Here is a 21397-nt window from a genome sequence, read left to right on the forward strand (position 1 = left end):
TAGCCGAGGTGATCGGTGATCTCCCCCGTCGAGAGCGGACTCGACCACCAACTTGGTCAGCTGCGCCAGCAACCCGCCCTCGCCGGTCAGCTGCATCCCGCTGGCGCGGGCCTGGTCCACCAGTTGCCCGACCAGTTCGGGGTCCACGGTCGTCTTCGCGTCCTTGCGCTTGGCCACCGCAGCAGTATCGGCCACATCAACCGTCATCACATCAGACATCGGATGCTTACTCCTTGCTCGGAGTTACACCGTTGTATTTACAGTCCCTGCCAGATCCAGGATTCAGCCGACGTTGACAGCGACAATCGGCGAGCACGTTTCGGATAACTGTCCGGTGTCGATCACAACTTGCCGAGTGGTGCCCCGACTCGCGTGCACGGGGCAGGTGTTGCGTCTTCGACAGGTCCGCAGGCCGTATTCTGAGCGTCGCCGGTTGGCATCGTTGACGCTCAGGGGAGGCGCGGTGATTCGCTCGTGGCGGTTGGTGGGTCGGGATGAGGAATGTCGTCGTGCCTTGTCGGCCCTCGACAAGGATTCGGGTCACGCGGGAGTCGTCTTCGCCGGTGCCGCGGGTGTCGGCAAGACCACCCTCGCTCGTGCTGTCGCTGACGCGCTCACCGCGGCAGGATCCAATGTTCAGTTCGTGGTCGGCACTCTCACCTCGCAGCCGATTCCGTTGGGCGCGTTGGGGCATCTGGTCCAAATGGAGGGCGCGTTGGAGCCTGCCACGATGCTTGCCGCTGCGCATCGACAGTTGTCGGCAGCCTCTGCACTGGTTCTTGTAGTCGATGACGCCCATCTCCTCGATCCGTTGTCCGCGACCCTGATCCACCAATTGGCGTTGAGTGGTGGGATCCGTCTGGTCGTGACGGTTCGTCTGCCCGAACCCCTTCTGGACGCGGTCGTCGCTCTGTGGAAGGACAACCACCTGCTCTGGGTGGAGGTACCCGCACTGACGCGTTCGCAGACCGCTCAGCTAATGGAAGTCGTGCTGGACGGTCCCGTGGACGAAGGACTGATCACACAGTCGTGGGAGGTCTCGGCAGGCAACGCGTTACTACTGCACAGTTCGATCATCGCGGGAATCGAACGACGAACCATTGCCCCGGTCCGAGGCGTCTGGTGCATGCGCGGTCGGATGGGGATCCGCGCCGACATGGTCGAGTTGTTCACCGCCCGTTTGCGCCACCTACCCGCCCCCGCGCGTGAAGTCATCGAGATCATCGCTGTCGCAGATCAATTGGACTACGCTGTCCTGCGATCGATCTGCGCGTCCGGCGCGATCGAAGACGTCGAACGACGAGGTCTGATCCGGATAGTCTCCGAGGGACCCGACATGGTGGCCCGACTGTTCCATCCGGTGCTGGGCGAGGTCATCCGCCCCTCCATGGGAGCGGTGCGACAGCGACAATTGAGCGGGCGAATCGCGCAGGCCATCATCGACCGACAGCACATGACCAGCGCGAGCACGCACTCGACCGATGCACGATCCGCTGTCCGACTGGCCATGCTGATCACCGGAAGCGATCTCGCCGAGCCCGATCTCGTCCGCGTCGTCGAGGCCGCGGCGAGCGCGATCACGATGTCCAGCGTCGCGCTCGGTGAGCATTTGGCCCGATTCGCTTTCGATCGTTGCGGTGAGTTCTCCGCGGCTGTCGTCCTTGCCGAGGCGTTGAGTTGGCAAGGACGCGGCGGCGAGGCGGACGTGTTGCTGGGCCGGTTCGATCCGGACGACTTGGACGATCTCGACGTCGTCCGGTGGGGATGCACGCGCGCAGCGAACCTCTTTTGGGCCTGTGCGCAGCCCGACGTCGCCGAGACCGTCCTGGCGACCGTACGGCAACGGGTTCGGCTGCCACTGATGCTGGATCTGGTGGTGGCGATGGAGACGGCCTTCGCCTACTTCAGCGGCGACATCACCAGAACGATCGAGCTGAGTCGAGATGTCCGAACGGATTCGACCACGATGCCGCTGGCGATGGTGTGGACGGCGTCGGCAGCAGCGGGAGCGTTTGCGGCACGCGGGAGGTTCGAGGAGGCGCGCCGCGCCGCGGTCGCGGGACTCGAGGCATCTCGACGATGCGCGTCGGGCCTCCAACGTTTCGCCATCGGACTCGGGGAAGTGGCGGCCGCGTTGGCCGAAGGACACCTCGACTCCGCTGACCGGGTGTGTGACCGGTATGCGGACATGGCAGCGGGCGAAGTCCAGGCACGCTCGATCGTCGACGCGATGCGCGGGCGGATTCTGCTGGCTCGCGGTGCGCTGGCCGAAGCTGTCGATCGGTTCGAACGCGCGCTGGCAGCGATGCAGACCACTCTGACCGCGTCGTGGACGATCGTCGTGGCGGCATGGTGCACGCAGGCTCAGGCAGCCCGCGGCGAAGCTGAGCTCGCGCGGGCTGCCCTGTCCGACGCCGAGGCCGTGTACGGCCCACACGTCGCGGTCTTCCGGCCCGAACTCGAACTGGCTCGCGCGTGGGTCTCGGCTGCTTTCGGGCAGACGACATCCGCTCGAACGCAGGCCCTCCAGGCCGCCCGAATCGCCCAGAGAACGACAGCGTTGATCGCCGAAGCGCGTGCGAGGTATACAGCAGTCCGATTCGGCGACCGCGGACAGGCGGGGCGGCTACGAGAACTGTCCGGTCTCATCCCCGGCGAGATGACCGATCTCATGGCTCGCGGCGCACAAGCCCTCGCCGCGCACGACGGCGATGCCCTGGACGAGGTGGCCGCGCGGTTCGCCGCGATCGGCGCGATCGGCCTGGCGGCCGATACGGCGAGTCAGGCTGTTGTCGAACACGCGCGCACGGGCATGACCGCAGCCGGGTCCGCGTCTTCGATCGCGGCCGGCCGGTACGTCGAACTCAGTGGAGCAGCGACTCCCGCGATCTCGGCGGCCCGCACGCCACCGCCACTCACCGACCGCGAACACGAGGTAGCAACCCTTGTGGCGCAGGGCTTGTCGAATCGTCAGGTTGCCGATGCACTGTACCTGTCCATTCGTACCGTCGAGAACAACCTCTATCGCGTGTATAGCAAGTTGGGTGTTCAGGATCGCGCCGATCTTGCGAAGGTATTCTCGGCCAACCGGCACCTCGACTGAACTCACACCCAGACGCTGCCTCGGCCAGCGGGTCGGTCGTGCCGCTCTCAGCGCGCGCAAATACATCACCGGTTCTGCTGATGTTTGCCGCTCTCCCGCGCTCGGAGCCAGGCGTAGCTCCGCCTCGTGGCAGTCAGCCCACCGCTACGACCGCGTCCACAACCGTCGGACTCCAATCGCCGCCACCAAATGACACCGACGCTTACTTCTGATTCGTACCGTCCTGTACGCGACAACCCGGTGCCACAGCGGATGCTGAACGGGCCGAACAACGCTCTACGGAATCGCACGCCGCGTCCGCGTAGCGGGCTCGTTTCCGTGTCACCGCACCGCTGTTCAGAACGGCCGCGATCTCGGAAAGCACGAAGTGGGCCTCGGCCAGAACGATTTGAGTTCCCGGCCAGGCGTGGCCGCCCGCAACGAAGGCCACGGCGGGGGCCGGTCCAGGAAGATCGCCACCTGCCGAGCTGCCGCGAAGTGGCGGTCTGCGACTTCGGCCGCCGAGGTCGCGCGCCACATCACATGCCACGTCGGACAGATCTCGTTCACCAGGGCTGTCCGGCCAGTCGCGTCACGCATCTGGCTGAACGCATCTGCAACCACACCGCGGAGTCGAGCGTGATCCGACGATCACTATTCAGCGACTATCGGGCAGGGCTCTGCCCGGCCCCGCCGGCGTCGACACCCCCTCGAGCTGTGCGCGCCAACGCGCAACACCGCCTCGGCCGATTCCCTTGCACCCGCTCGACAGCCGACTACAGCCCAATCGACTCGACGCCGCCGCCCCCGTAGTTGCCTGCTCTGGTGGAACCACTCCACGGTGAACCGGGGTACCGGCCGCGGAATCGAGTAGTCGACTACGCAAGGACCTCCGGGGCCTCGCGTACAGAATCGATGGGAGTTCAGCCGATCCGTCCCACCGGTCCGAAATCGCGGAGGTGATCGTGACCGCCACTACCCCGGACACGCTCGTGACAGTTCTCGGTGAAATAGTGCGCGCGGTACGCGCGGAGGCCGCTGCCGTTGCGCAGCGGTTCGAGGAGGTGCTCGACACACTCGAGCGGGATGCCGATCAGGGATGGCGCGATCTCAAACGCCTCGTTTCACCGCCGGACTGGTGGTGTCTGCTGGTCTTCGTACTGGTGCGGATTCGCGAACTGGATCCCGACCATCTCACGGTCGGGTGTGAGCGTCGCGAAGGCTGGTCACGTTTGCTCACACTGCGCTGGGACGACGACGAGAAGAGCTGCGCGGTCGGGCTGGCCGTGACCGACCCCGATCTCGCGCACGGACTGCTGCTTCGGCTCCGAGGCGCGGGATCTCTGCGGCTGGGCGACCACCGATTCGGACTCGAGTTACGAATGACCGCGGGTACGAACGGCGATACCGAGTGGGTGGTGCCCTTCGGGGGCGCGTTGGCGGCACCGACGGCTGACGCCACTGTCGCCGTCTCCGTGTGGTGGGATCCGGGCCTCGAGTCGGTGCGGGACGGCCCGGTGAATTTCGAGGTGGGACCGCTGGTTGTCACCGCGACGTTGAACTGTCGAGACAACCGTCCCTCCTACGTCCTGGAGGCGGGACTCGGAACCGGCCCACCGGAAAACCGACACGGCGTGCGTGCCCATCTCGATCTCCGCGCCGCCCTCGGCGTGGTGGGCGAGGTCGTCTCGCTCTCGCCGATCGACGAAAGCTACTCGCCGCGAGCACGTCTGGCGTCGAACGAACCCCCGACCTACAGCCTCGGCCGGCGCGGACCGGCCTGACGAACGGGCGCACGCATGACCGATTCCTCGATCACCCCCGGTTTTGAGCTCAACGGACGACTCGAGAACGGTCGGATCGTTGTCGAGATGGCCGTCACCGCGTCCGCGGCGATCGATCTGCCGGGACTGCGTCTCGCGGTGCAGAACGCGCGGGCACCGCTGGCACTGATCATCGATCGCGACGAGCGAGGGTTCAGAGCTCCACGCCTGAGTCTTGCCTCTCCGCCGGTCGGACTACCGTCCGCCGCCGAGGCTGCTGTGGATCTGCCCGGCGCGATCGGAGGTGGACGTCTGGAGTATTCGCCCGCCGAGGACACCTGGCGCGGGGCGGTGACGGTCCGCGTCGGTCCGGTGTCGGTGCAGGGTTTCGCGATCGTAAGCGGTCTCGCGGGACGATTCTCGCTGCTGGTGTTGCTCAGCGCCGAATTCACGCCCCCGTTGCAGTTGCCGTTCGGTTTCACTCTGCAGGGAGTCGGTGGCATGGTCGGGGTCAACCGTCGCCCGGATATCGGGGCGCTGACCACGGCGTTACGCGACGGTGATCTGTCCAAGCTGCTGTTTCCCCAGCACGCGGCAAGCGAGTCGGCGCGGCTGCTGCCCGTCCTCGACCGCTGTTTCCCGGGTTCTCCGGGGGATTTCGTGGTCGGGCCCATGCTGAAGATCGGCTGGCCCACTCCTGCCCTCGTCTCGGCCACGGTCGGTGTCCTGATCGCTTCGACGTCGGTGATCGTTCTGGGGCGCGTGGCGATCACCCTGCCCTTCGAGCAGGCGGCGCTGATCCGTTTGGAAGCGTTCGTCCTGGGTGTCGTGGACGGCACGGGTTTGTTGCTGTCGGCGACGTTGACGAACTCCCACATCGTAGGCATCCCCGTCGAAGGCGATATCCGCCTGTGTGTCCGCACGGGCGCGAACCCACAGTTCGCCATCTCGGCCGGTGGGTTCCATCCGGCCTACACCCCGCCCGACGGCATGGCCGACATGAAGCGAATCGGCATGCAGATATCTCCGGGCCCGATCCTGTGCGCCCGGTTGTCGGCCTATCTGGGGGTGACCACGGATTCGGTGCACTTCGGCGCCACCGTGCATCTGAGTGCCGGGTTCGACGGGTTCAAGATCAGCGGCCGGTTCGCCTTCGACGCATTGATTGCTCTAACGCCGTTCGGCTTCCACGCCGGCTTCCGCGCCCGCGTCGCCGTCGAATGCGCCGATTTCGAGGTGGCCAGTACGGAGTTGGGTGGCCACTTCTCCGGGCCCGCTCCCTATCGCATCAGCGGGCACGCGACGGTGTCGATCCTGTTCTTCGACGTCGACGTCGACCTGCCCGAGATCTCCTGGGGTTCGCGGGAGTCGGCGGTGCTGCCCGCTGCCCGGGATCCGCTGGCCACCCTGGTGGGTGAACTGCGTCGTCGGGAATGTTGGACACCGACCGACCCGTCGGGAGTGCTGGGATCGAAGATCAGACCGGGGGTCGAGGCCGGTGTCCTGTTGCACCCGCAAGGGCAGATGCAGTTCAGGCAGAACGCGGTACCGCTGAACGTGCTGTTGACCCGGATGGACGCGGTGCAGTTGCCGATTCCAGTCACGATAACGGTCGAAGACGGTGCCGGGGACCGGCTCGAGATGCTGCGGTGCGCGTTCGTGGCGAGTCAGTTCTTCGCCCTCGATGAGAAGACCGTGCTGTCCTCGCCGGGCTACAGCGAGTTCGAGGCGGGTTTCGTGGTTAATCCGCGCGCGGCCCGTGCTTCGGGGACCGCGAGCGCCGACCTGACCCCGGAGACCAGTGTCCTGGCCAAATCGTTCCGCTTCTTCCGGATCCTCGCCGACGCTCCTCACGTCCGGACGATCCGCTACGACGCCGCCCTCGAACCGCGTGTGCCGGAACCGCTGGTGCGGTTGCGCGATCCCGGTCTGGCCGTGCTCGCCTCCACCGAGGATCTGACGACTCTACCCGCCACGGTCGGCAGCGGATGGGCATTCGTGCACGAGCACGAGAGGGTGGCCTCGCTGTCTCGCGGCGGTCTCGATGTCGCCGCGATCGGCGGTCTACAGACGATCTCGGCTTGGGAGGTGTTGGGATGAGCCACGGTACGCGACTGCAATTCCTGTCCTGGTCTCGGCGAGGCATCGGCGCCGCCCCCACCACCGCGGTCACCGGCGGCCGACGCAGCGTCAGGATCGCCTTGACCGTCACGGCCCGCAGCGACGGTCGGGACGAGCGCCGCGTCACCGACGCAGGCCCCTCCGAGGTCGCTGTCCTCGGTCCCGGCGACATCTGCCCCACCGGCGAGGATCTGGGGATCATCGCCTGCACTCCGCCCCCGGACGGCGCGGCCCTGGAACCGAACCTGCTGGCCTCTGTCGAATTCGCGCATCCGGACCTGCCCTGGATCTACAGTCTCGACTCCGACGACCGTGACGAGGCACAGCGCCGGATGCCGTGGCTGATGCTGGTCGTCGTCGCGCTCGACGACCCGGCTGTCACCATCGAACCGACATCGAGGACACCCTACGACGTCCTGGTGGTGGCTGACCCGACAGCCCTACCCGACCCCGCGCACGCGTGGGCCTTCGCCCACACCCAGGTCGTCGACGACGATCCCGACCGCGCCAGGGCAACGGTGATCGGGAGTCCGAACGCCGCACACATCCGATCGCGGCTCGTCGCCGCGACGCGACTGTCCCCCAGTCGTCGGTACGTCGCCGCGGTGGTGCCCACCTACGAGTCGGCCCGCGCCTACGGGGCCGACGGCCTGGTGGTCGCCACCGACGCACTGTGGACGAGGGCGACCACGACGAGGTTGCCGATCTATCACAGTTGGCATTTCGACACCGCACCCGCGGGGGATTTCGAGCGGCTCGCGCGGCAACTGAATCCCCTGCCACCCGAACAATTCGGCGATCTCGGCGTGCGACGGGTGCTGATCGACCGGGCTGCCGCGTTGCTGCCCGTGGACGACGCGGGCGAGTTCGACACCGCGGCGCACACGGTAGCGACGGCGATCACCCGGACACCACGCCCGGGTCCGTTGGCTCCTCGTCTTCTCGACGCGCCCGACCACCCGCCTCCGCATCCTTCGGCCGCGACGATCCACACGAAGCTTAAGCGGCTGCTCGACCTCGTCGCCACGAACACCGACCCGAACTCCGAACACCCTGTCGTTGGTCCACCCCTGTACGGGCAGTGGCCCGCGAGGGCCCACAGCATCGACCAAACGCCGGGCACGCCCGGCCTGGTCGCTGTGCCCGAGAGCGCGCGGTTGGCGTGGCTCCAGCAACTCAACGCGGACCCCCACCTGCGCATCGCCGCGGGACTGGGCGTTCAACTCATTCAGCGCGACCAGGAGGAGTACCTGGCCCAAGCCTGGGATCAGTTGTCCGACGTGGTCACCGCCAACCTGCGTATTCGTTGGTCGACCACGATGGCGGCCGCGTTGTCGACCGCGCACGCCGACCTCGGCGCGGCACCGCAGACGACCGTGCTGCGCACACTCGCCTCGACGCTGGGACGGGTCGTCGGGGACGACGGTCGAACCCTGCGTGCCGGTCTCGAGCAGTCCAGCCTGCCGCGCGAGGCATTGGGCGCCGCGCTGGTCCGCACCACCCGCTACCTCGTCAGACCCACGCGCTTCCAGCAGAACCCCGCCACGGTCTCCGCGATCGTGACCCGCACCGTGCTGGCGATGGCCCGCAGTGCGCCGGAGGCCATGCCCTCGCGGTTCAGCCGAACCCGCGTGATCGAGGCGAGCGCGGTCGCCGAACTGTTGACGGACACGAAGTTGGCCGATCGTGTCCGCCGATTGTCGGGTATCGATCCGACTGAACAGCTGGCACGGATCGACGCTGTCCCCACCACTTTCGCGACGCTGGCGGCGAAGGTCACCGACGAACCCCTCGCCGCCGACACCGCCTCGGTCACCGTGCAGGTGCGTCTGGACGACCGCTTCCGACAGAGCGCGGTCCGTCTGGCGGACATGATCGAGCGCCCGATCGGCTCTGTGTCGAGCCTCCCCGGACTGTCCGCCGCGGTGCGAACCGATATCACCGATCTCGTCCGCCCCTCGAGCCGGCCCGTGCTGTCACCAGATACGTTGGCCGCCCTCACCCGCGCGGCCGTGCACCGACCACCCGCCCAGGGATGGGCGGGCGCGCGGGTCGACGAGACGGTCGAACGGATCAGTTTCGGAACTCGACTGGCGGACGCCCCCGGTTCCTTCATCGCCGCTACCGGAGGCAACGCACGCGCGCGCCTCGTCGGCGCGGCCGAAGCACTGACCCGGCTCACGATGACCGATCTGGGACTGCGGTTGCCCGAGGTCGATGACCTCGTCGGTGACCTCGATGTCGCCGACATCGCGGCCATCGGCGACATCGTCGGCACGCTTCCCGCGCCCACCGACGGCCGTAGCACCGTCGCGGCGGTGAAACCGTTCTCCTTCGACACCGCGCGACAACTGCTCACCAAGGTCGAACCGCACGAGGCCTACGGGCGAATGCTCTCCTATGCCCACGGTTTCGGTGATGGCGTCCGCCGCCGGACCCACTCGCCGTTCGACTCGGTCATGGCCGCACCTCGGATCCACACCGCCCTGGTGAACCGGCTGCGCGCACTCGACGAAGAATGGGTGCTGGGCGGGGTGGGCCGGTTGCCCGCCGATTCGATCTGTCTGCTCGGTCTGGACCGACGCTTCGTCGAGGCGCTACTCGTCGGCGCCAATCACGAGTTCGCACGCGAGATGCTGTGGCGCGGATACCCCACCGATCTGCGTGGCACCTGCTTCCACCGATTCTGGGATGCTCCGCCCGAGGCGAGTATCGACGACATCAGTACTTGGAGCGGTCCGCTCGGTGGTCACAGCCGACTCGGTGACGACCTCACCGTGCTCGTGATCAAAGGCGAGCTGCTGCGTCGATATCCACGCACGCTGATCTCGGCCGAGAAGGGCACAGCCACCACCGACAACGGCATCACGACCTTCACCGCGGACACCACCGTCATGGTGAAGGAGCTGTTCCGCGGCTTCCTCGGCGAGGACGTCTCCTACAGCGTCTTCGACACCGGCGGGGCCGACCTTCGTCAAACCGATCCGGCCGACGACCGCCACGGCTGGTACATCAGCTTGCTCGAACCCTACGACGAGCTCCGTTTCGGCCTCGACGAGACAGCTGCCCCCGACAGCGCGGACCTCACCTGGGAAGGGCTGCCCGGAGTTCGCACCCTGACCCCCGACCATGTGCGAGCCCGCGACAGCAGCGCCACGGCGGCGGTGAATCTGCTCCAGAAGCCGTTCCGACTGTTGCTCCGCGCTCGCGACTACCTGCCTCAGGAGTGATGATGCCCCCCAACGAACGCCCCGCCTCGGCTCCGCCACATGAGCTGTGGTCGCGGCTGGATCCCGGCGTCCCGTTGGCGTTGCTGCCGGTGCGGTTGGAGACCCGCTACGGGACACGCACCGCGACCGCCCACGACGGCACCGAACTGGTCCTGCCTGTCCTTCGCGTACGGATCTACCCCGACGAGCTGTCGATCACGCGCGGACGCACGGGACTCACCGCGTCGGAACGGGTTGCGGGCCAACAGTTCTGGGGAACTTTCGACACCGGGTCCGAGGACGAACCCGTCGAACACGACGTTCCGGGCAGCGTGGAGCACCGCAGACAAGCGGCCTACGAGGTCCTCACGCGACGAGTGGGAGCCGGGCGGGCCGATGCCGTCGCGCGCGCCTGCGCGCCCAGCGCACCCCCGCCGCCGACGCGCACCGCCGACGCGCCGACCGCGCGCCTGCTGCCCAGCCACTGGGTCATCGAAGGCACCCTGCACGGACGGCAGGTATTCGCTCGCGTGATCGAGCGTCGTGGACCGGACCCCCGAACCGGTCCCGCCGACCACACGAAACTGTTCGACCCCGAAGATCCGCTCCTGGTCGCACCCGACCACGAGCTCCGTTGGCTCACCGATTTCGACGCCGCGGTCGAGGTCGGCATGGCCGCCGTGATCGATCTCGCCACCATGGACGAGGTCAGCGCTGGCGCGCTGCCCGCCGTGGTCACCGATGGACTGGACACTCTCGTGGTCGTCGGCGCCCCCGACGAAGCCGACCCCCACGACCACGCCAACCGAGTCGCCCGGCTGCTCACCGACCACATCGACACCGGCCGCGCCGCTTTCGTACCCCAGGCGACACCGACGAACAACCTGACCGACACCGCCTCGGGCTGGTCGTCCCGAGGGCAGATCCTGTCCGGCTACCAGCGTCTGGTCGACCCGCCCGTCCCCCGCCCCGATTCCGACCCGACGACGCCGATCCTGCGCGGCGGCGGCACCGACGGCGCCGCGATCGAAGCGGCGTTTGGACTCCCCGCCGCCACGGTCGCACGCATGTCAGGCTCGGACGGACGCGAGCAGTGGCTGGCCCGCAATATGGCGCTGGCGCTGTTTCCGGTGACGATCGGCGAAGTGGTCGCCACACTGACCCGACGCAGCCACGGCGGCGACACCGAACACGCGCTCGACATCCTCGATTCGGTCCTGCCGTTCGCCCGCGCCCACGTCGCCGACTTCGTCCGCGGCCGCGGGCCGCTGCCCGCCCTGCGGATCGGACGCCAACCCTACGGCGTCCTACCGGTAACCCTGACCCGCGACTGGGTACGCGCCGCAGACGAACCCGTGCACCTGGACCGCCTCGCCGACATCCTCGGTGTGCTGCGCCCCTGCTGGGAACGCGCCGCCCGCCACGTGCCGGCGATCGACACCGACTCCGCCGACTCCCCGATCCTGGCCAGGATCCTCGGGCACGGCCCGCTCCCGCATCCCGGCGGTTATCGGGTGCGCGGCTCCTACGGCCCGACCGCGTCCTCGTGCCGCCGCATCAACGCGGTCGCGCCCGTGTCCGACGACGGCCAGAAGAGTCCGTTCCGGCTCGCAGCCGTCGCCGCGACCCAGGAATGGGCCACCCGCCGAGCGCAGCTGCTGGGGTATCGCCACCTGCTCGCGTTGACCTTGGACGGATTGCTCGATCAGAGCGGCCTCGAGCACATGAGCCTCGAACCGGACCTGCCGATGCGCGTCCCGGTCGCCGCCACCGACCGAACGCGCGCCGGCTGGGAAACCCCAGCCCACTACCTGCGTCGACTCACCACCGACCCGCGCGGCGGGACAAGCCGAAGGACCTGCTGTTCATCCTCGTCGAGCACGCCTTGGCCTTGGCGGGCGAACTCGACGCCACACTGATGCTCGGCAAGATCGCACCGAACGAATTCGCATCGCTCATCAAGGTCTCACCCGAGATACTCGGCAGCACACTGTCGGCCGGGACGAAGGCCGCGGCCACGCTCACCACGCCGCTGAACCGACTCACCGGCCACACGCTCGACGGGCTCCTGGCCGGCGCGCATCTGCGCGATATCGTCGTCTCCCCCGCACTGTTGCGAGCTACCGCGCAAGCGCTGCAACTCGACGACACCCACGTCAACGCCTACGCCGGCACCCGTGCCGCGGTCCGTGCCCTCGCCGACGCCGACGCCACCGACGAGGAGTACACCGCACTCACCGGCGAGACTCTGGCGTGCGCGGCGACTCGGCTGGACGCGTGGCTGACCTCGTTGGCGACCCAGCGGCTGGCGACCCTGCGCACCGAGGCGCCGACGGGTCTGATCGCGGGCTGCTGGGGAGTTCTCGTGGATGTGCGCCCCAGCCGCGCGGTCCCCCTCACCGATCCCACGCGCATCCCCCCACAGTGGCCCAACGTCGCGATCACCGATCCGGTCCCGGGATGGACCGATCACATCGGCGAACCGGGACGGCCGCTGGTCGCCCCCGATCGACACGTCGGGTGCGCACACGCCCCGTCGCTGGCGCAGGCGCGAACCGCCGGTGTCCTGCGCGCGGGTGAACTGGCCCACCAAGGGGACGGCACCTCCGTCTCGTCCCTGGACCTGACCTCACGGCGCGTGCGCGCCGCCCGCGAGATCTGGCAGGCGATGTCGCACGGTCAACCGCTGGGCGCTTTGTTGGGTTATCGACTCGAACGGGCGCTCGGTGACCGAGGAATGCACACCCACATCACCGATCTGCGCGCCGCCTATCCGCAGCGTCGCGACCACGGCGCCCCGGGGGAACCCGCCGGTTCGGATTCCGTCGTGCCCGCGGAGGTAGTCGACGGCTACGAAGTGCTCCGCTTCCGCGATCGAGCCGCCGCGATATGCGCATCGACCGAGAACAGTGCATTCACCGCGATCCTCGACGACCTGGCCATGATCCTGGACGCCGTCTCCGACGTCGCGGTCGCCGAAGGGGTCCACACCGTCACCAACGGCCGATGGGACGCCGCAGGCGCGCTGTTCACCGCCGTCGGCCAAGCCACCCAGCCTCCGGAACTGACTGTGCACCAGCAGCCGCGCGCCGGGATCGGCCTGACCAACCGTCTCGTCCTCGCCTTGGATGCCGCCGTCGAGATCGCGGGTTGGAACCGCAGTGCCCCGCGCGCGCGATTGGCGCCCGCCGTCGAGCGGTGGGCCGAAACGATCCTCGGCCCCGCGACGGAGTGGACGATCCACGTCGGTGAGCGCACCCTCGGATTGGACACCGTCGGGGTGTGCGCTCTCGACGTCCTCGTTGAGTCGCGCACCGATGACACCGGGCTCCGGACGCTCGACACCCGTCTCGGGCTCGGCACCGCCGAACCCGATCCTGCCTATCGGGCGCTGCTCGCCTTGGCCGGGGCCGCCTTCGACGTCCTCGCCGCGGCCCGCCCCGTTCAACGCACCGATGTGTGCGCTCCCGAAACCACCGACACGTTCGACACCGTCGCCCTAGCCCCTCCCTCACGCCCCAGCATCGAAGAATTGCGCGCCACCGTCGAAGTCCTCGCCACCGAACTCGCACGACTGCAACGCATCACCGATGCCACAGCAGGCGGCCAGTTCGGCCCGCAAGAGCCGCTGCCCGATGAACTACGAGCCGACCTGACAGAGCTGGCCGCGCTCGGACTGCTCGGCGCGGCTACCCCGCTCACCGAACCGCAGCGGTTCGGCGACACCGCCGCCTACCGGGCCGCCGCCGCCACGGCACTGCGCGACGTGGACACACTGTTGCGCACCACCGCACCCGACTTCCCGTCCGGAACAGCACGCGCCGACCGGCTGCGCGAGCTGGGCGCCGACGGCGACCTCGCGACACTGGTCGCGGTGACCCGGCGACTCGGCGGGAGTGCGGTCGTGCCCACTCCGGAGCTGTCGGTGACGGTCCACACCGGCCGGGTCACCACGACCGAGGACGATCTCGACACGTGGTTGACCCGGATGGGTCGAGTTCGTCCCGCTCTGGCCCACTACGAAGATCTGCGATTGTTCACCGAAGCCCGCGGAACCGCGCCGCCGCCCCTGCATGTCGCACAACTACCCGAAGTGGAGTCCGACAGCTGGCTCGGCGGCCCGCTGCCCGAACACGGTGGAATAAACGCGTTGCGTCGGTGGCGGCGCCCCGACCAGCCCCGCACCCATCTCGTGGTCGCCGCCGCCCCCGATGTCCTCACCCGCCCCACGCTGCGCGGACTCGTCATCGACGAAGTGGTCGAGACATTGCCCGCCGAAACCGTCACCACCGGACTGGCCGTCCACTACGACGCCCCTAACACCCGCCCTCCGCAGACGATCCTGCTCGCGGTCCCCGCCGAACGGGGACGACAGTGGACCTGGCAGCAGTTGATCGCGCTCGTGCACGAAACCGTCGCGCTGAGTCGACTGCGCGGCGTAGAACTCGACGATCTCACCGACACCGGCATCGACGAATTCCTTCCGCTGACCTATGTCCGCGACGGTGTGCCCGACACGACCCCGCTCGAAGAGCTCACCGCACAGAGGCTGTTGCTGCCGCTTCTGCCGTTGGGGCCATTGATGAAAGCCAACCGAATTCTGGCGCAGGAGATCTGAAATGGGCACGATCGCGACCTGGCAGAGAATCGAACCCTACGCGCGCACCACCGATATCGATGTCGGGCTGGCCGCCCAGATCGCCGACCCGCTGTGGTTGCTGCTGCGACAGTGGCAACTCGGGGAACTCACCGGAGACGACACCGGCGCCGCCGTCGCGGTCGACATCGCCGCGAGCTGGTCACGGTTCAGCCGCATCAGCACCGGCGCGGTCACCCGAACCCTGAGCCCCGACAGCGATCCGATCGAAGCGCTGGTAGAGCGTGAGCCCTGCATTCGTCTCGGAGACCACACCCCGTGGACGGTGCGCGTTCGAGCCGGACGCTCGCTGGCGCGGATGCTCACAGTTGCGGGACTGGGTGCGGTCGCCGACCGGTTGGCACGGCATCCCGACACCCGCTTCGACAGTCCGACACAAGCAACCGATGAGATAGGCGTGACCCGGGAATGGCAGTTCGGCGTCGACGACGATCGATACAGGACTCTGCTGTCCGGGTCGGTGATCGACGGCGCGCGAGTGCTCGCCGCGGGCAGGGCGCTCTCGGCGGAGATCATCGGCGACGCCGACCCCGACGTCCTGGGCGCGGTGCTCGCGCGATGGCGTGAGGCCATGGACACCGAGTGGGGCATCGCCGAGTCCGCGCAGCGGCGGTCGCCGGCGTGGATCGACGACCGGCAGGAGTACCGCTTCTCCATCGCCGCACCGCCGCTGCCCGGTGAGGAGCACGAAGTCGTGCTCCACGCCGCAGAGTACGACGGTACCGGCATCGGTTGGGAGAGTGTGGACCTGGACCGCGATCCCGGCCACCGACTCGGGGCGGGTGACGATACGCGCAGCGATCCGTCTCTCACCGATTCTCGAATTCGGACCGTGTTGGCGACGCCGCTGACCTTCGACGGTATGCCCGCCGACCGGTTCTGGGAATTCGAGGACTCGGCGACCGCGCTCGGGCGGGTCACCAACGGCGCCACCGATCTGGCCCGCGCTTTGGCCCTCGACTTCGCGATCATCTACAGCCCCGACTGGTATCTGGCACCGGTCGAGATCCCGGTCGGCAGCGTCGCCAGAATCGACTGGGTGATCGTGCGCGACACCTTCGGGGTGGCCACCCTCGCCGACACCCACCGCGGTCGCGCCGACACCCCCGGCGGTCGTCAATTCCAACCCGACACCGTCGACGGCGACCACGACAACCCCTACCTGGTCGTCGTGGCCTCTGCCTTGGACGCCATCGCTTCCGCACCGCAGGAGGAGGTCTCGCTCCAGCGCGACGAATCAGCCAACCTCGCGTGGTCGATCGAGAAGACGGTCACGGGCCCCTCCGGTCGGCCCGTGCCGCGGGCGTGGACGGGCGCCGACTTCGCCTACCCGATCCCCTCGACGCCGTCGAAGGATTCCGAGGATTACGAGCTGATCTGGCGACTCGCCACCAGAGTGGCGGCGGCATGGACACCGCTGGTGGCGACTCGAACTGCCGACGGCGCCCGGGTCCTGCGCAGAGCTCATCTCCTCGATCCCGAACAGGACGACCTATTGCGGGGGACGGTCGGCACGCTGATGGGCGACGTCACCGAGATCAGGGACGAGGAGATCACCCGCGCCGGAGTCCAGCTCCGCCTCATCGAACAACTCGCCCGCACTCCGGGTGGGCGCACGGTCGTCTGGCGCGGACGAGAAAAACGTTCCTGGCGCGGGGAAGCCTCCTCGGGATTGCGGTTCGACGTGGCCACCCCGAAGAACCTCTGACCGCGGAAATGGAGTAGTGCGCTACCCGTGTCATCCGCGTCGTGCTGGTGCAGGCTAGCGGTATCGACACCCGATCGTCCGACACAGCGAGGGATGTGCAATGGCGAAGGCCTATTTCATTCGAGGCGGGACGTACACGCGTTACGACACGGCGGCCGACCGGGTCGACGCCTCGTATCCGAAGGCGATCGCCAGTGGATGGTCCGGCATCGACAAGACTCCTTTCGCCAACGGCTGGGACAGCGCGGTCGATTGGGGAGATGGCCGCTTGTTCCTCTTCCGGGGTTCGGAGTACGTGCGCATCGATCACGCCGCCAACGGCATACACGGCGGGGTACGGCCGATCTCCGATGGCTGGCCCGCCTTGGCGGCGGTCGGCTTCGGCGACACCATTCAGGCGGCGATCAACTGGGGAACGGGAGTGGCATACTTTTTCCGCGGAGACCTCTACGTGGGCTACGACATCGCCGCGGACACCGCCGACCCCGCTCTTCCGATTCGCGACAACTGGCCGGGTATGGCCGAAGCGGGTTTCGGCGACACCATCGACTCGGCAGTGATGTGGGACAACGGCAACGCCTACTTCTTCAAAGGCGACCAGTACGTACGCTACGAGATCGGCAAGGGCGTCGCCGAGGGATATCCGTTGCCCATCGCCGACTATTGGCCAGGATTCGCAGCGGCCGGGCTCGCCGGCGGTGTGGACGCCGCATACCTGAAACTGCCGCTCGGCGCTACGACACGCCCCACCGACAATTCACCGATCGTCGGCCGACTGGTTCCCGGAGACCACCTCTGGTACTGGAACGGCAAGGTGTCCACAGCATCGGCTATTCCGCGGCGAGACTGGTTCCCCGATGCCGACATCAACGACGCGTACGACTTCCAGGACAAGGGGCGCGACATCTACAACTTCGTCGTCCACGCGGACGGGATGCTCAAACGCGGTCAACCGCACATGCAGGGCTTCCCCGGGACGTACGCCTGGCTGGACAACAATCCCGGCAACATCACCGGCCTCGTGAACGGCTCGAACTGGGGCCAATACCCGAACAAGTTCAACTGGCACCACTTCCTGGTGTTCCCGTCGCCGGACCTCGGACGCGACGCCATCAAGAAGGTGTTGTGGACAGGCGGCTACCCGGCGAAAACCAGGGGCGCGCGTCAGTGGCCCGCGGGCAAGTACCGCGACCTCGGCATCACCGAGGCATTCCACCGGTGGGCACCGGCGGACGACGGCAACAATCCCGACCGCTACGGAGCGAAAGCCGCTGCAGCGGCCGGTGTTTCCGAGTCGACCATTGTCGGAGCGCTCAGCGAGACGCAGATGAACGCGCTCCAGAACGCCGTCACCGAGCTGGAGGGCTGGGTCCCCGGCACCGAGATGCACCGTGACGACCCGGCCGTACCTGCCGCGGTCCAAGCAGCCCTCGCCTAGACAAGGACAGCACATGACGACGCCATTCGCGATCGCGATGAACGGCATCTACGACGAGGGTGGTTTCACCGCACCACTCGGCGGCCCCAAGCAGGGCGGACACGCCACCCAGTCCGAGTGGTACAACCACTTCGGCATGGATCTGGGCGCCGACGTCGGCACAACCGTGTATGCCGCCTTCGACGGACACATCACCAAACTCAACCGACCGTCGGATGGAGAGATGACCTCTTCCTATGGGGTTCAACTCTTCATCCGCTCGCACGACGACAGGATGGGAGCGTTCTACACCCACTTCGACCATGCCCCCGACACGATCGCGGTGGGCTCGCACATCAGTCGCGGCGACGTCCTGGGCGCGGTGATCCAGAAGGCGGGCATCAGCCCACACGTGCACATGGCCTTCGTCGAGATCGTCGGTGCACCGATCCCGGCGAACTATCGAGGCGTCGACAGCCTCTACACCCTCATGCAGGGAACCTCGGTGCGCGACACCGTCACCGTGAACTTCGCCCAGGACGGATCCACACAACCCTGGGTCGGATAGCGGGGTGGCGTACGACTCGTTTCTCCGCTCCCCGAGTCCAGCACACTGATCGATGCATTCGGGTCAGGCTCCAGACGCTGTGACCACACATCGATGCCATCAACCCGGTTGCGGTGGATCGAATTTCGATCGAGCGCGGCAGCGGCTGCCGCGCGAGGCGCAGCGCGGGGACCGGACTGCGCCTCCTGCACGACGACGCGAAAGCTCGCAATACGATTTATCGATCCCGATAAATCGAAATCTTGTCATATACCGGCCGGTCGAATCTGTTCCCGAACGCCGGAAGGTGTTCGTACATCGGCGAATGTCGAGTACTATCGAGTACGCAGGAAGACGGCGATCGGGGCGCCGTGTAGCTGCCATCCTCCCTCCTACAACGCACACCCTGGAGCCCTCATGCCCCCACCTGATCGCTTACCTCCACCACGCTACGCACCGGGCCTCCAGGTCGGGCCACAATTCGCGGGCCGAGTCTCCAATTCACAGTGGAATCACCAGTGGAATCAGCATTTCCACACCCTTGTCCAGCAGCGAGAAAGCCTCGCACGGCAGATTGCGGCTACCCGCACGTGGGCGATCAGGCTGATCGTCGCAGGCCTGCTGACGGCAGCGGCCGGGTTCGGTACGCTCGCTTTCCTGTCGTATCGAGCAGCTCAGCAGTTCACGGCGTTCGCCGACGAGATCGAGGACTTCAACAATTCCTTCCCTCGATCCCTGGAGGAAGTCGAAGACACCACCGATTTCGGACCACCCACGTCGAATTTCGGTGAGATTGCACAGAACGTACCACTCATGATGGTGGCAGAATTCGCCATGTACGGCGGCTTACTTTTCGCTCTCTTCGGCCTGGTGCTGCACATCGTGGTCGTAGCCCGTCGAAGCGCGCTCAGCAACGTCGATCTCCAGATATCACAAGAAAGAAGCCGATACTATGAGCGGTAGCAACCCAGAGTTCTCTTCGTCCTTCTCGATCGGGCCCCAGACCGCAGGGAAAATATACAACAACAAAGGAAACCAGACCATCAACGAATCGGGGGCCGACGCGACGCTCGCATCGGAATTCCTCCTCTCGCAACTACGCTCGGCACTGGCTCGGACACCACTCGACGCACGCACCGAGCGGGCCGTGAGCACGGAACTCGACCAACTGGAAGAGGCGGTGTCCGGCGCCGCCCCGAACCGCGAACGTGCCGCGAGCCGACTCAGCAGGATTACCGCGATGCTGACCGGCGGCGGAGCACTGGCCGCCGCCGGATCCGACCTCGCGACCTCGCTCGCCGACCTCGCCCAGTGGATCGGACCGTAGCGCACCACTCGACGGTCAACGATGCGTCGCCCCCGACACACCCGAGAAGTCTGCCCAAGGATCCAGGCCAGAGCCTGTCTGGCCCGATAGATTCACCAGGTTGTGGACGAAGCCCGATGGAAGCAGCTGACCGGATGGCGGTCACCGCGGCGGCTGTGATCTTTCTGGCCGCATACAGCTGGATCGTGCTCGCCCAACCCCAGGGCACGGCGGCGCGCGTCGGTGACACGGTGCTGTGGGTCACCTGGTTCGGTTTGCCCTCGACTACGCGGTCCGCTGGTATCTGGCGAGACCTCGCTGGCGGTGGTTCTACCGGCACCTGCACGAATTCGCGATCGTCGTCCTGCCGATGCTGCGGCCGTTGCGGCTGCTCCGACTGTTGACCATGCTCAACGTTCTGCAACGCTCGGTCGGCGGTGCGCTGCGCGGGCAGGTGATCGCCTACACCGCGGGTGCGACGCTGCTGCTGATCTACGTCGCCTCGCTGGCGATGCTCGACGCCGAACGCGACGCCGAACGAGCGAACATCACCACCTTCCCCGACGCGTTGTGGTGGTCGACCGCCACGGTCACCACAGTGGGCTACGGCGACTTCGCTCCGGTCACCGGCACCGGCCGACTGATCGCGGTCGGGTTGATGCTCGGCGGCATCGCCCTGCTCGGTGTCGTCACAGCCACCCTGGCCTCCTGGATCATCCAGCAGGTCGCAGAGCAAGACGAAGCCAACCAATCCGCCACCCGCGCCCAAGTCGCCGAACTCACCACCCAGATCGCCGCACTGCGCGCCGAACAAACAACCCGCCACCGAACCGGCACACCAGAACCCCAGTGACCACCGGCCACCACGTACCGGGCACGCACCAGACAGTTCTCGGCCTCGCCACCACTGCCTGCCCTACCCATAGTGTGTCGGGTTGCGTCCAGCAGAGTGGTGTACGACCAGACGCCGGCGAAGTCTGAGCGTGTCGTAGCCGGGAAGAGGACGGTCACCGCGTGATCCTTCAGAAGACCTACCAAGTCATGAGAAGGAAGTTTCACGCGATGACCTCTGTCAACGATATCGACCTACCGCAGATGCTGTCGGATCGACTCGCCGCCGCGAGCCCGGACCTGCTGCAAGAGATGCTCGCGACTTTCATCCATACCCTGATGAGCGCCGAGGTCGACGCGGTCTGCGGTGCCAGCTACGGGCAACGCTCCACCGGGCGGGTCAACCACCGCAACGGCTACCGTCACCGCGACTTCGACACCCGCGTCGGCACGATCGATGTGGCGGTGCCGAAGCTGCGATCGGGTAGCTACTTCCCGGACTGGCTGCTCGAGCGCCGCAAACGCGTCGAACGAGCCCTCACCAGCGTGGTCGCGACCTGCTACCTGCTCGGTGTCTCGACCCGGCGGATGGAGAAACTCGTCGAGTCCCTGGGGATGACGAAGCTGTCGAAGTCCCAGGTCTCGATCATGGCCTCCGAGCTCGACGCCGCTGTCGAGGCGTTTCGCACTCGGCCGTTGGACCAGGGCCCCTACACCTTCCTGGCCGCGGACGCGCTGGTGTTGAAGGTCCGCGAG

At 67.2% G+C, this 21397-nt stretch carries 13 protein-coding genes and 1 pseudogene; 13 read left to right on the plus strand and 1 reads right to left on the minus strand.

Annotated features, from left to right (window positions below; all coding sequences use genetic code 11):
• Positions 1 to 219: pseudogene (locus tag ON30_RS41455) on the minus strand (hypothetical protein); the annotation flags it as partial.
• 265 nt (positions 220 to 484) lie between these two features.
• Between ON30_RS41455 and ON30_RS29490 the strand changes: the two are divergent.
• From ON30_RS29490 to ON30_RS29545, 13 genes are all read left to right on the plus strand, one after another.
• Positions 485 to 3103, plus strand: a complete 2619-nt coding sequence (locus ON30_RS29490) for a helix-turn-helix transcriptional regulator (protein ID WP_040712686.1) — start codon at positions 485 to 487, stop codon at positions 3101 to 3103.
• Positions 3104 to 4047: 944 nt separating this feature from the next.
• Positions 4048 to 4866 carry a hypothetical protein gene (locus ON30_RS29495; protein ID WP_157183925.1) on the plus strand — a complete coding sequence of 273 codons (819 nt, stop codon included), beginning with the start codon at positions 4048 to 4050 and terminating at the stop codon, positions 4864 to 4866.
• 15 nt (positions 4867 to 4881) lie between these two features.
• A complete protein-coding gene (locus ON30_RS29500) occupies positions 4882 to 6945 on the plus strand; it encodes a DUF6603 domain-containing protein (protein ID WP_040712664.1) in 2064 nt (687 codons plus the stop codon).
• On the plus strand, positions 6942 to 10196 hold the full coding sequence (locus tag ON30_RS29505; protein ID WP_040712666.1) for a hypothetical protein: 3255 nt from the start codon (positions 6942 to 6944) through the stop codon (positions 10194 to 10196). Before ON30_RS29500 ends, ON30_RS29505 begins: the two co-directional genes overlap by 4 nt.
• Positions 10197 to 10198: 2 nt before the next feature.
• Positions 10199 to 12094 carry a hypothetical protein gene (locus tag ON30_RS29510; protein WP_157183926.1) on the plus strand — a complete coding sequence of 632 codons (1896 nt, stop codon included), beginning with the start codon at positions 10199 to 10201 and terminating at the stop codon, positions 12092 to 12094.
• Positions 12061 to 14793: a hypothetical protein gene (locus ON30_RS29515; protein ID WP_157183927.1), complete on the plus strand. Its 2733-nt coding sequence runs from the start codon at positions 12061 to 12063 to the stop codon at positions 14791 to 14793. Before ON30_RS29510 ends, ON30_RS29515 begins: the two co-directional genes overlap by 34 nt.
• Position 14794: 1 nt before the next feature.
• On the plus strand, positions 14795 to 16540 hold the full coding sequence (locus ON30_RS29520) for a hypothetical protein (RefSeq protein ID WP_040712673.1): 1746 nt from the start codon (positions 14795 to 14797) through the stop codon (positions 16538 to 16540).
• A gap of 100 nt (positions 16541 to 16640) precedes the next feature.
• The gene (locus ON30_RS36565; protein ID WP_051030139.1) at positions 16641 to 17978 is read left to right on the plus strand and encodes a hemopexin repeat-containing protein; all 1338 of its coding nucleotides are present in this window, start codon (positions 16641 to 16643) and stop codon (positions 17976 to 17978) included.
• Positions 17979 to 17991: 13 nt separating this feature from the next.
• Positions 17992 to 18525 (plus strand): peptidoglycan DD-metalloendopeptidase family protein, encoded by a 534-nt coding sequence (locus ON30_RS29530; RefSeq protein WP_040712676.1) that lies wholly within the window; start codon positions 17992 to 17994, stop codon positions 18523 to 18525.
• A 396-nt stretch (positions 18526 to 18921) separates the two neighbouring features.
• Complete coding sequence (locus ON30_RS39650; RefSeq protein ID WP_157183928.1) at positions 18922 to 19467, plus strand: hypothetical protein; 546 nt, start codon at positions 18922 to 18924, stop codon at positions 19465 to 19467.
• Entirely contained in the window at positions 19457 to 19831 is a 375-nt protein-coding gene (locus ON30_RS39655; protein ID WP_157183929.1) for a hypothetical protein, read from the plus strand. Before ON30_RS39650 ends, ON30_RS39655 begins: the two co-directional genes overlap by 11 nt.
• Positions 19832 to 20066: 235 nt before the next feature.
• Positions 20067 to 20663: a potassium channel family protein gene (locus ON30_RS29540; protein ID WP_245554282.1), complete on the plus strand. Its 597-nt coding sequence runs from the start codon at positions 20067 to 20069 to the stop codon at positions 20661 to 20663.
• Positions 20664 to 20872: 209 nt separating this feature from the next.
• A partial coding sequence (locus tag ON30_RS29545; protein ID WP_040712695.1) for an IS256 family transposase occupies positions 20873 to 21397 on the plus strand: 525 nt, incomplete at its 3' end.

Source organism: Nocardia takedensis NBRC 100417, assembly GCF_000308695.1.
In the GTDB taxonomy this organism is placed as follows: Bacteria; Actinomycetota; Actinomycetes; order Mycobacteriales; family Mycobacteriaceae; genus Nocardia; species Nocardia takedensis.